This is a genomic window from Streptomyces minutiscleroticus (assembly GCF_014650875.1).
In the GTDB taxonomy this organism is placed as follows: Bacteria; Actinomycetota; Actinomycetes; order Streptomycetales; family Streptomycetaceae; genus Streptomyces; species Streptomyces minutiscleroticus.
In genome coordinates this window covers 1-11,065 of sequence record NZ_BMVU01000113.1, presented here as the reverse complement: position 1 = coordinate 11,065, position 11,065 = coordinate 1, and the positions used below count along the sequence as shown (strand labels likewise).

Genomic DNA, 11,065 nt, shown 5'->3' with positions numbered 1-11,065 from the left:
CCCAGACGCCCCTGTCCCGGCGCTTGCACCGTACGGCCGTGAACCAGGCCCGGCCACCAGGAAAGCGGCACCCAAAAAATTTCATACCAGGTACCAATCCGCTGGAGCGGCTGAACCGGGAGATCAAACGCCGCGCGGACGTGGTGGGTGTCTTTCCCCATCCGGCCGCGCCGGCCCGGCCGGCCGGTGCGGTCCTGGCCGAGCAGCACGACGAGTGGCAGGTCACCGACCGCCGCTACCTCCCCGAGGGCTCCATGGCCCAAGTCGCCGCCGGCGAACCGGTGGCGGCCCCCGCACTCACCGGCGCATAGCCGAAACACACCCGCTGAGCGTCACGCGGCCGAACGAACTCCACCACTCAGCGGGACATGACCCCCTGTGGTCGCCAGTACCTACGGTCGCTTCCGAGCTTTTGACGAGCGTCCCGCTCTCTGGCTCTGAGCGCCATCATCCACAGTGATGATTCGGGAAGCGCCAGTATGAATCTTGCCGCAGGGGGATGATTCCTTTGGTGGCATCGCCCTGCGGGCCTGACTCAATCACTCACTGACGCTTCGGCTGTCCGTCTCGTGAACTGTCGGTCCGCGGGACGGTGCCACCTCGCACGTAGCGGGTGGGGCTCCCGTGACTTAATAGGTGCTCGACCAGCGGTCCCATCACTGTGCTGTCCGTCAGCCCGGCCGAGACGTGCTCCTTCGAATCGCTCGGACAAACTGCGGACTACCCCATGAACGCTGGACCCACGCCCGTGATCGGCGGCATCGACACCCACACGGACTTCCACCAGCTCGCGGTCATCGACACCGTCGGCCGACAGTTGGCCACCAAGTCGTTCCGGACTATCCCGGACGGCTACCGCCACCTCCTGAGGTGGCTGCGAACGCACGGCGAGGTCCTGGCCGTCGGCATGGAGAGCACCGGCCACTACGGGGCCGAACTCGCCCGCTTCCTGCACGCCCACGACATCCGGTCATCGAGGTCGACCGGCCCGACAAGCGCATCCGCCACGTCTATGGCAAGACCGACCCCTTGGACGCCTACAGCGCTGCAGCCGCCGTCCTGTCCGGCCGCGCCAAAGGCACCCCGAAGAGCCATAACGGCATCGCCGAGTCGATACGAGTGCTGCGCACGGCCCGGATCAGCGCCGTCAAGGCCCGCACTCAGGCGATCAACCAGATCCGCGCTCTGATCATCATCGCGCCCAGCGAGGTCCGGGAAAGGGGCCGGGGACTGACCACCGGCAAGGAAAGGGGCCGGGGACTGACCACCAGCAAGTTGATCGAAGCCCTGGCCCGCGCCCGCCCGGCCGGTGATCCCGCCGACCCGGCGCATGCGGCCAGGCCAACATTGCGCCGCCTGGCCCGCCGCTACCTCGCGCTGAACGAAGAGATCAAGGAGACCGAGGCCGAGATAGAACCTCTGGTCGCCCAGGCCGCGCCGAGGCTCGTCGCGCACAGTCCGGGATCGGCCCGGAGACCGCCGGCCAGCTCCTCATCAGCGCAGGCGACAATCCCCAGCGGCTGCGAACCGAAGCCTCCTTCGCCCGGCTGTGCGGCGTCGCTCCCACCCCCGCGTCCTCGGGACGGACCGACCGCCACCGGCTCCATCGCGGCGGCGACCGGCAGGCGAACAAGGCCCTGCACGCCATCGTCATGGTCCGCATGAAGTACGACACACGCACCCAGGACTACGTCAACCGACGCACCGCCGAAGGGCTGTCCGAAAAGGACATCATCCGTTGTCTCAAACGCTTCGTCGCCCGCGAGGTCTACCACCGGCTACCGCAGTTCACCTGGCAGCCTGGCTCTGTACGTGACTCCGGCAGCCGTTTCCCGTGAGGTGAGCTTCTCCACCGGGGGCGATATGACCAACGCGAATCCGACTTCGTCCGTCCTGACCCGCATCCGTGACGAGGCTCTGGCTTGGTGCCGCGCACACGGCCACGCGCGGCCGGACCGCATCCGCGTCGTGGCAACAACCCGTGATGCCGCCACCCAGCTCCTGCAACCAGGCGGCGTGCGGTCCGCGCCCGACCCCTGCTACCTCGTGGTCCTCGAAGGACGCTTCCAGCAGCCCGGGATGCCCGAAGAGGCTCGGCCCGCAGGCATCTGGGCGGCCTTCTTCATGCGCCCGGAACGGCTCCGCGCCGATTCCTTTACCATCCGGCCGCGAGGATACGTGCCGCACCGCCCCATCGAGGACCTGGGCAGCGTCCACGTGACCGAGACCAAGTGACATCAGAAGCCACTGCCATCAAACGGCTTGACGCTCTATAGGAGTCGACCGTTCGCCTGCGGTGACGCCCCGCAGGCGTGAAAGTCGGTACGGGGGCTGTCCGCCGACGCCGCTTGATGGTTGGGCTGTGAGCCCGCATAGGAGTCTGGTGAGGGAGCCGTCCGAGGGGGCCGCACACTGTCGTCTTGAGCACGCCGATCAGCTTCTCCGTTACCCCTTGGCTTCCCGGGCAGCCCCCGCTCACGCCATCGCACCAGGGGTATGTCATGGAGGAAGCGGGAGAAGACCACGACGACGGGACGGTCGCCAGGGTCGCGGCGATCGACATCGCGAAGGCGTCCGGGATGGTCTGCCTGCGCATTCCGCACGACACCGTCGAGGGGCGGCGCGTTCAGAAGGTCTGGACGCATCGCCTCGACGACGAACACGATCCTCGAACTCGGTGATCGGCTGCTGTGCCGGGGCGTCGAGCGGGTGGTGATGGAGGCGACGGGCTCGTACTGGCGCCCGTTCTTCTATCTGCTGGAGGCCCGCGGCCTGGAGTGCTGGCTGGTCAACGCCCGTGACGTGAAGAACGTCCCCGGGCGCCCGAAGACCGACAAGCTGGACGCGGTCTGGCCGGCCAAGCTCGCCGAACGCGGCATGGTCCGCGCCTCGTTCGTCCCTCCGAAGCCGGTGAGGCAGCTACGGGACTACACCCGCACCCGTACCGTCTTCGTCCAGGAACGCACCCGGCACAAGCACCGCGTCGACAAGGCCCTCCAGGATGCGCAGATCAAACTGTCCGGCGTCGTCTCGGACCTGTTCGGCGCCTCCGGGCGGGCCATGCTCGACGCCCGGGTCGCCGCAGAACACAACCCGCAAACCCTGGTGGACCTCGCCCGGGGCAGCCTGGTCAGGAAGAAACCGGCCCTCGTCGAGGCGCTGACCGGGCGCTTCGAAAACCACCACGCCCACCTGCTGCGGGTGCTGCCGGGCACCGTCGACCACCTCACCGCACAGATCGGCGAACTCGACCGGCTGATCGCCCGAACCCTGGAGGAGATCACCACCCCGCACGGCGACACGGACCCCGAAAACGGTGTTCCTGCCGTCAGTGCGCGCGTCCTGGCCGAGAAGCTGGACGCCGTTCCCGGCATCGGGCCGGCCACCGCGCAGGTCATCCTCGCCGAGATCGGCGCGGACATGCGCAGCTTCCCCAGGCCCGGACACCTGGTCTCCTGGGCCAAGCTGTGTCCGCGCACGATCCAGTCCGGTGCGAAGAGCAGCACGGGCCCGGCCGGGCAGGGCAATCCCTGACTCAAGGGCGCTCTGGGTGAGGCCGCCGCTGCCGCGGCCCGCACCGACACCTTCCTCGGCGCCCGCTACCGCCGCATCGTCAGACGCCGCGGCCACGCCAAGGCCCTGGTCGCCGCCGCCCGCTCGATGCTGGTCATCGCCTGGTACCTGATCACCGACCCGGACGCCTCCTACCAGGAGCTCGGCGCCGACTGGCACCGCCGCCACCTCGACCCCGCCCGCACAACCCGCGATCTCGTCCGCCAGCTCCAGGCCCTCGGCCACCAGGTCGCCCTCACCCCGGCATCAACCTGACCGGCCCGCCCCATCCTCATCCGGTCCGCAAGCGTCCCGGATGCTGCCGCCTGCCCTCCCGGACGTCGATTTTCCGATCAGCATCTTGCTGATCGGACTCGGTTCCGCCGCGGCGATGGTCGGCTTCCGGGTCCGCTATGCGCTCGCCGCCCGCCTAGTCAACGAGCTCGTCGAAGCCGCCGACGAGAAGCAGCTCACCAAGACCATCGCCCGCTACGGCCGCGTCGATCTCCTCTGCATTGACGAGCTGGGCTACCTCGAACTGGACCGCCGCGGCGCCGAGATGCTGTTCCAGGTTCTGACCGAAAGGGAGGAGAAGAACAGTGTCGCGATCGCCTCGAACGAATCGTTCGGGGGCTGGACCAAGACCTTCACCGATCCCCGGCTCTGCGCGGCCATCGTCGACCGCCTGACCTTCAACGGCACCATCATCGAGACCGGCACCGAGTCCTACCGGCTCGCCCAGACCTGGGCCGAGCAGCAAGCCTCCCGCTGATCGAGGGGCCCGCAGCGGCATCCTTCTGAAAGGTCCCTGAACTACTCGATCGTGCGGAGCTTCGGTATGGGCAAACACCACGCGCCCACGAGCGCCAGGAGAGCCTGCCGAGCGAGAGTTCGTGCCTCGCTCCATCTCAGGTCTGCGGCCACAGCTTCACTGCTCCAGCAGTCCGCCTGACCCTGGCCGCTCATGTCATCGAAGATCACATCGATCGCACTCAGGTAAGCAAGGACGTCTTGATCAAGGTCCGTCGAAGAACCTCTGGCACATCGGAAAGCGTGCTCGAAGTCCAGAGCGATCTCGTCAGTCACCATCTGATACTGGTCGACCCAAGCCATCTGGGCCGAGGCGTCGGCAGCCACAACAGTGAGCGACGCGATCAGCAGAGAGCGACGACGAGCACCATCATCAGGGCTATCCACGTGAGGATCATGGCACAGCCCGGAGACGCAGGATCATCGGATATCAAGTGGGGCCGGGTCTGACCGGAAGACGGGGTCACATCAGACCGGAACTCGGCCCCGCCGAAGGCCAAGCCGGGGCCAGCTCAAGCCGGAAGAGTGGGGCCAGCCCAGACCGTTAACGCCGGCTACAGGATGTGGGCGGTGCGAGCGGCTGCCAGCCAGTCGGGAAACTCTCGTAGCAGTTGGTCGAAGAGGTGCTGGTCGCGGATGGCGCGAGGGGTGTGCCCGGCGTGGAAGAAGCCGGCGTTGTCGACGACGCGGCGTGCGGGGACGGCAAGGGTGTCGAGTTTGCGCAGAAAGGCGAATTCGTTGTCGTCGGGGTCGCCGAAGCCGATGAACTGCCAGAACAGTGGCAGCCGGGCGGCTTTGCACAGGTAGCGTTCGGCGGCCGGCCTGCTGGTGGGGCCTCCGTCCGTCTGGAAGATCACCAGGGCGGGCGCGGTACTGCCGGAGTCGAGATAGTGGTCGATGACCGCGTCCATGGCCCAGTGGTAGTTCGTGCGCCCCATGTGACCCAGGTTCTCGTGCAGCTTGTTGATGCGGCCGCGGTGTCCGCCGAGGGTGAGGTCGGTGGACCCGTCGACGTCGGTGGAGAAGAAGACCACCGGGACCGTGCCGTCGTCGTCGAAGTGAGCGGACAGGGTCAGAACCTGTTCCGCCAGGTGCTGCATGGTGCCGTCCGCGTAGTAGGGGCGCATGGACCCGGAGCGGTCCAGTACGAGATACACCGCGGCACGCACGCCTTCCAGCCCGTGGTGGCGGATGCTGGCGCCGGCCGACTCGTAGAGGCTGACCAGGTCGGGCGCGCGTTCTTGCACCTTGGACAGGCTGATGGCGGGAGTGCGCTTGCTGCCGTTCGTCTCGATCACTGGTCCATGATGATCTGCAGCGGTTCGCGGCACGTGCGGTTCCCGGATTTCCGCCATGGCGGCGAGTCCTCGTCGCGCAGGCGCCATGGTGCCGAAGGCGGAGGCGGCAGAGGAACGGCGTGAGGTGCCGGATGCCTGAACCCTGAGCCTCTTCCAACCTGACGGGTGGTTGGGTCGGCGCCCCGGTGGCGGGTCCGATGCTGCCGGTCAGCGCAGCGCGGCCCAGAGGGCTGTAGGGCACCAGAGCGATGCCCAGTTCACGGCAGGCGGGCAGCACCTGCGCCTCCACGGCACGCTCCCACAAGGAGTACTCGCTCTGCAGGGCGGACACGGGAGCGGTGCCGGCCGCGCGGCGCAGCACGTCGGCTCCGACGTTGCTCAGTCCGATGGCCGTCACCTTCCCCTCACCGACCAGGTCCGCCATGGCTCCGGCCGTCTCCTCGACGGGCACCCGGGGGTCAAGCCGGTGGCAGTAGTACAGATCGATGTGGTCGGTGCCGAGGCGCCGCAGGCTGGCCTCGCACGCCTGGCGGACGTACTCGGGCCTGCCGTCGTAGACGACCTCCCCTTCCGGCGTCACGCGGGCGCCGAACTTGGTGGCGACCACGACCTCCGTACGGCGATGCCGTACCGCCTCGCCCAGCAGCGTCTCGTTGTGCCCGAATCCGTCCGTCTCCTGCGCGGCGCCTACCGCACCGTAGACGTCCGAGGTGTCGAAGAAGTCGACGCCCAGGTCGATGGCGAGCCGGATCGTGGCGATCGCCTCTGACCGGTCCGCGTCGCCGTAGAACTGGGACATGCCCATACAGCCGAGACCGATCGGGCGGACGCAGAGACTGCTGTGTCCCAGGGTGGTGCGGGTGTTCGCCACCGGCGTGCTCCTGTCTGGTGGGGGAGGTGGCGGCACGCCGGCGTGCCGGGAGGAGCTCCGGGCACGCCTCGTGCCGTCTCACCGTGATGGGTGTGGGGTCAGCCGGCGATCGTCTTGTACTCGATGTACTGGCCCAGGCCGACGGTGCCGAACTCCCGTCCGATGCCGCTGTTCTTGAAGCCGCCGAAGGGCCCGTCGAAGGAGAAAGGGGCGCCGTTGACGGAGAAGGTGCCGGTACGGACCTTCCGGGCGATCTCCAGCGCGCGGGACTCGTCGGTGGTCCACACTCCGCCGCCCAGGCCGTAGGGCGAGTCGTTGGCGATGCGCACGGCGTGGTCGTCGTCGTCGAAGGGGATGACCACGAGGACGGGACCGAAGATCTCCTCCTGGGCGATGGTCATCGAGTTGTCGACGTCGGCGAAGAGGGTGGGAGTGACGTAGTAGCCGTCTTCCAGGCCGGCCGGCACCTCGGGCCCGCCGGCAACCAGCCGGGCGCCCTCGCGGATGCCGGTCTCGATGTAGGAGCGCACCCGTGCCTGCTGATCGGCCCGGACCATGGGGCCGATGAAGGTCTCGGGATCCATGGGGTCGCCGACGGTCAGCGACTCCACGAGGTCCTTCAGCTTGGCCACCGCCTCGTCGTAGCGGCTGCGGTGCACCAGGATCCGGGTGTGGGCGACGCACGCCTCGCCGTTGTTGGCGAACGAGAGGAATTTCAGGCCCTCCGCCATGGCGTCCAGGTCGGCGTCGTCCAGGACGATGGCGGCGGACTTGCCGCCGAGCTCCAGGCTCACCCGCTTCAGCTGCCGGCCGGCGATGGCCGCGATGGTGCGCCCCGCGCCCGTGGAGCCGGTGAAAGCGATCTTGTCGATGCCGGGGTGGGAGATCAGGTACTCGCTGGTCTCGCGGTCGGCCGGTAGAATGCTGACCACGCCCTCCGGCAGGCCCGCGGCGGTGAGGATCTCACCGAGCAGCAAGGTCACCAGAGCGTTCTCGGGCGAGGTCTTCAGCACGACGGTGCAGCCTGCCAGCAGCGCCGGGATGATCTTGACGAGTGCCGACTGGTGCGGGGCGTTCCAAGGGATGACAGCCGCCACGACACCCACCGGCTCGCGGCGCACCAGGATGCGGCCCGGGGCGCCCTCGGCCTGAGGGAGTTCCTCCTCCCACGGCAGGGCGGCAGCGGCGCGCAGGAAGGCGTCGGTCTGCTGGGGCAGCGCGGCGGAGGTCCAGCCGGTGAACCATCGGGCACTGCCGTTCTCGACGGTGGTCAGATCGGCGATCTCCTCCGCTCGCTCGGCGTAGAGCTCGTTGAAGCGCGTGACGATCCCGTGCCGTTCGGCGGGGGCCAGCCGGGGCCAGGGTCCTTCGTCGAACGCCTTGCGGGCCGCGGCGACGGCGAGGTCCACGTCGGGCTTGGTGGCTTCGGCAGCCAGGCCGATCAGGGAGCGGTCGTGCGGAGAGCGGACTTCCAGGAGCTCCTTCTTGGCCGGCGCGGTCCACTGTCCGCCTATGTACAGCTTGTCGTACGTGATCACTGCGGGTCCTCGTTCTGTGATGGTGCGCCGTTCGGGGAAGGGCGGGCGCGCTGTTGCGGCAGGGATGCCCCCGGCGCAAGTTAAGAGAACACCGTTCACTTAGTCAAGTGAACGGTGTTCTGTAAAACCGGTGACGTGACCAGACTGTCCTCACACGTCCGAGGCGCCCGCAGGCCCGAGCGCAAGGAGCTGAGGCTCGCCGCGATCATGGACGCGGCGCGCTCGCCGGCCCTGGAGAACGGCGTGCGCGCGGTGACCTTGACCGACATCGCCGCCCGGACGGGCATCAACAAGTCGGCGGTGCTGCGCTACGTCGAGACCCGGGAGGACATCCACCTGCGCCTCACCGCCGAGGGCTGGACACGGTGGGCCGCCGCGCTGCGGGAGACGCCGGAAGGGCGGCTCGACGGCACCGCGGACGAACTGGCCAAGGCTCTGTGCACCACCCCGGTCGAGCAGCCGCTCCTGTGTGATCGGCTGGCGCATACGGCCCTGCGCCTGGAACGGCACGTGTCGGCCGAGGCGGTCCTGGCATACAAGTTGAGGCGCTTTCCGCCCTGGACGACATGGCCGGTGCCGGCGCCCTCTTCCAACCCGTTCTCGACAAGGCGGCAACGCGGGAACTCATCAGCACCGTCAGCCTGCTCGCCGGCGCCCTGTGGCAGATCTCCACTCCTCCCGAGGCACTGGCCCGGCTGTACGCGGAGGAATCACGCCTCGCGCACGCGGTGGTGAACTTCTTGCCCGTCTGACCGATGCCGCCTGCGCCATGGCCGCCGGCTTGGCCGTGTGCTCCGGGTGAGCCGCGGCCGCTCGCGCGCCGCGCGGCGAGGCAGGCGGCTGACCGGAGACCTCGCCCCGGCCGTCAGACGCGTCGCGCTCTGCCCGCGGTGACGGCCATGCCCGACCACTTCTTCCTATCTGGCACGCCGAGAATCTGCCCGACGAGGTGTTCGACCGCCGCCCCGTCGTCCGCACCGCCGGCAGACGTCGGGACCACGGCGTTCACACGGAGCGGGGGGACGTCCTCGACGAGGGCCCGGCCCAGGAAAAAAAGAGCCTGCTCGGTCGTGGCGAGGACCGAAACGCGGCCGGCCTCCGCGTCGAGGGGCACCGGCACCGGCTGACAGCGTCACCGCCCGCCGCGGCCGGCCGTCCCCGATCCGGGCGGGCCGGCACACCACCACGGCACCCTGCGACAGTCGTCCAGATCCAGACGCCGGCGCAGCACCGCGCGGACGGCGGGGCGCAGCTCGCCGGTGCGCGGCCAGGCGATGATCTCCTCGGCCACCTGCCGCAGTTTGATGTTGGCGTGCTGGGAGACCTCGCGCAGCACCTCCCAGCCCTGCTCCGGGCCGATGCGGGCGATCGCGATCAGGACACCGATGGCCTGGTCCACCACCGCATGCGAGCGCATCGCCTGCCGCAGCTGGTCGTTGCGGGCTTCCAATGCGGCGATCCTCGCCGCGGCCCGGTCTAACGGATCCGGCGTGTGCTGCGGGGACTGCGTCTGGGTCAACGTTCGCCTCCAGGGTCTGGGGAGCCGGGCGCCGACCAGCCATTACAGCAGCCCACCGCCACCAGGGCCCGATCACGGAGCTCCCCTGTGACCAGCCCCACCCCAGTCCCTTTGCCGCCGGCAGCACCGAGCGGCCGGACTCTCCGCGCCCGGCCCCGCGTGACCTGCCATGCGGTGGCGCCGCCCGCACGACAGGCAAGGCCCACCACCCGCCTACAGTCGACGGCATGGACAGCGATCTGCCCGAGCCGGAGCCACCGCGGCCCTGGCACCCCGAAGAGGGCCCCGAACCACGCGTAAGGACCTGGCCGCCGGGCGACCGCCCCGCCCTGGCCGTCTGGGCCCACGGCGCATGGCACTACGCGCCGGTGACGGCCCGCCAGGACTTCGCCGACGGCAGCATCCGCCCGCATCATCTGCTGGCGCCGATTGAAGAACCTCGCGTTTTGTTAGGCGTTCTGGGCAGAACACGGGCGGTGGTCTGCCGCCGCCTCCACAGCCGTCGTCGACGGCTTGTTCCTCTGTTACCAAGTGCGGACAAAATCAGGCGAACCAACTACGGCCAAGGAAACCTCTTGTAGGGCGCAACGAACAGTAGGCGGCCCGCCGTCCTGCGGAGCAGGCGCAAGTGGCCGTATCCGATGACCCATAGGAGGTTCCACCCATGACTGCTCGCCGTACCGTACGCTTCGCTGGCCTGGTGACCCTCACTGCCGCAGCGGCGATCTCGCTGACCGCCTACCAGAGCGGGAGCACCGAGGCCTTTGCCAGCCCAGCGGCGAACGGCTTTGTCTCCGCCTCCCACTCCACCGGCAACGGTGGTGCGGACAGCGTGGAGGCCCGGGCGGGCTCACCGGCCGGCGCGGTCACTCTGGTCGACGGAAGCACGGCCCAGATCAGCAAGCTGGGTGACCTGCACTACCGCGCCGAGATAGTGAGCGGCGGCTCGGTGGTGGCCACGCTGGAGGCGAACGAGCGGGACGCCGGACTCGACGCCAACGGCATGTACGTCGTACTCGGGATGGACGGCGAGATCCATTCCTGGACCGGCGGTGAGCACAGCGTTCCGGGTACCCACGAACTCGCGGGCGGCTGGACGGCCGAGGTCGTCAAGCTCGGTGAGCAGCACTACCGTGCGCACATCCTCGACGGCGAGGGCGCCGTGGTGGCCACGCTGGACGCGGACCAGCGCGATGCCGGGCTGGACGCCAACGGTTCGTACATCGTGCTCAGCACCCGCGGTGTGATCAGCGCCAGCGTGTGACAGCTTGCCCGACGGCGGTGGAGCCGCTGCCGGCGGCTCCACCGCCGCAGCGCCGAGAGTGTTCGGCCTCGTCGGTCGCTCCCGCACCTGTGCGAGCACTGCCAGCGTCAAGCTAGCGGTGGTTTGTTAATCCGGGCAGTAGAGGTCAAGAGGTCTGCCAGTGGTGACGGCGTCGATGAGGTTCTGGAGTTCGGTGGGCGGGGGCTTCACTGT

12 protein-coding genes and 4 pseudogenes are annotated in these 11,065 nt (G+C 68.8%); 10 read left to right on the top strand and 6 right to left on the bottom strand.

The window, feature by feature from the left end:
* From IE271_RS39215 to IE271_RS39195, 7 genes and pseudogenes are all read left to right on the top strand, one after another.
* Positions 1 to 311, top strand: a 311-nt coding sequence (locus tag IE271_RS39215) for a transposase (RefSeq protein ID WP_229919936.1), incomplete at its 5' end; no start/stop codon positions are given.
* Between the two features lie 416 nt (positions 312 to 727).
* Positions 728 to 1,838: pseudogene (locus IE271_RS44430) on the top strand (IS110 family RNA-guided transposase).
* Between the two features lie 25 nt (positions 1,839 to 1,863).
* Complete coding sequence (locus tag IE271_RS39205) at positions 1,864 to 2,235, top strand: hypothetical protein (RefSeq protein ID WP_190195220.1); 372 nt, start codon at positions 1,864 to 1,866, stop codon at positions 2,233 to 2,235.
* Between the two features lie 185 nt (positions 2,236 to 2,420).
* Positions 2,421 to 2,681: a hypothetical protein gene (locus IE271_RS43015; protein ID WP_229919938.1), complete on the top strand. Its 261-nt coding sequence runs from the start codon at positions 2,421 to 2,423 to the stop codon at positions 2,679 to 2,681.
* Complete coding sequence (locus IE271_RS39200; protein ID WP_229919937.1) at positions 2,644 to 3,534, top strand: IS110 family RNA-guided transposase; 891 nt, start codon at positions 2,644 to 2,646, stop codon at positions 3,532 to 3,534. The genes IE271_RS43015 and IE271_RS39200 overlap by 38 nt, the downstream gene beginning before the upstream one ends.
* A 126-nt stretch (positions 3,535 to 3,660) precedes the next feature.
* Complete coding sequence (locus IE271_RS43010; protein WP_229919933.1) at positions 3,661 to 3,828, top strand: hypothetical protein; 168 nt, start codon at positions 3,661 to 3,663, stop codon at positions 3,826 to 3,828.
* 79 nt (positions 3,829 to 3,907) lie between these two features.
* Positions 3,908 to 4,324: pseudogene (locus IE271_RS39195) on the top strand (ATP-binding protein); the annotation flags it as partial.
* A 41-nt stretch (positions 4,325 to 4,365) separates the two neighbouring features.
* Here IE271_RS39195 and IE271_RS39190 read toward each other — a convergent pair.
* The 4 genes and pseudogenes from IE271_RS39190 to IE271_RS39175 form a co-directional block, all read right to left on the bottom strand.
* Positions 4,366 to 4,749 carry a hypothetical protein gene (locus tag IE271_RS39190; protein WP_190195219.1) on the bottom strand — a complete coding sequence of 128 codons (384 nt, stop codon included), beginning with the start codon at positions 4,747 to 4,749 and terminating at the stop codon, positions 4,366 to 4,368.
* A 167-nt stretch (positions 4,750 to 4,916) separates the two neighbouring features.
* Positions 4,917 to 5,660: a vWA domain-containing protein gene (locus IE271_RS39185; protein ID WP_229919932.1), complete on the bottom strand. Its 744-nt coding sequence runs from the start codon at positions 5,658 to 5,660 to the stop codon at positions 4,917 to 4,919.
* 256 nt (positions 5,661 to 5,916) lie between these two features.
* Positions 5,917 to 6,459 (bottom strand): annotated as a pseudogene (locus IE271_RS39180) (aldo/keto reductase); the annotation flags it as partial.
* Between the two features lie 170 nt (positions 6,460 to 6,629).
* A complete protein-coding gene (locus IE271_RS39175) occupies positions 6,630 to 8,069 on the bottom strand; it encodes an aldehyde dehydrogenase (RefSeq protein ID WP_190195217.1) in 1,440 nt (479 codons plus the stop codon).
* A gap of 207 nt (positions 8,070 to 8,276) precedes the next feature.
* Here IE271_RS39175 and IE271_RS44225 point away from each other — a divergent pair.
* A pseudogene (locus tag IE271_RS44225) lies at positions 8,277 to 8,603 on the top strand (TetR/AcrR family transcriptional regulator); the annotation flags it as partial.
* 32 nt (positions 8,604 to 8,635) lie between these two features.
* Positions 8,636 to 8,821 carry a hypothetical protein gene (locus tag IE271_RS44220; RefSeq protein ID WP_351285945.1) on the top strand — a complete coding sequence of 62 codons (186 nt, stop codon included), beginning with the start codon at positions 8,636 to 8,638 and terminating at the stop codon, positions 8,819 to 8,821.
* Between the two features lie 113 nt (positions 8,822 to 8,934).
* On the opposite strand, the gene IE271_RS39165 is transcribed toward IE271_RS44220, so the two are convergent.
* Both IE271_RS39165 and IE271_RS39160 read right to left on the bottom strand, forming a co-directional pair.
* Entirely contained in the window at positions 8,935 to 9,189 is a 255-nt protein-coding gene (locus tag IE271_RS39165) for a hypothetical protein (protein ID WP_190195216.1), read from the bottom strand.
* A gap of 12 nt (positions 9,190 to 9,201) precedes the next feature.
* Positions 9,202 to 9,519: an ANTAR domain-containing protein gene (locus IE271_RS39160; RefSeq protein ID WP_268256278.1), complete on the bottom strand. Its 318-nt coding sequence runs from the start codon at positions 9,517 to 9,519 to the stop codon at positions 9,202 to 9,204.
* A gap of 769 nt (positions 9,520 to 10,288) precedes the next feature.
* On the opposite strand from IE271_RS39160, the gene IE271_RS39155 reads away from it, so the two are divergent.
* Positions 10,289 to 10,852, top strand: coding sequence for a hypothetical protein (locus tag IE271_RS39155; RefSeq protein WP_308435256.1), 564 nt, complete (start codon positions 10,289 to 10,291; stop codon positions 10,850 to 10,852).
* The last annotated feature ends 213 nt before the right edge of the window (positions 10,853 to 11,065 follow it).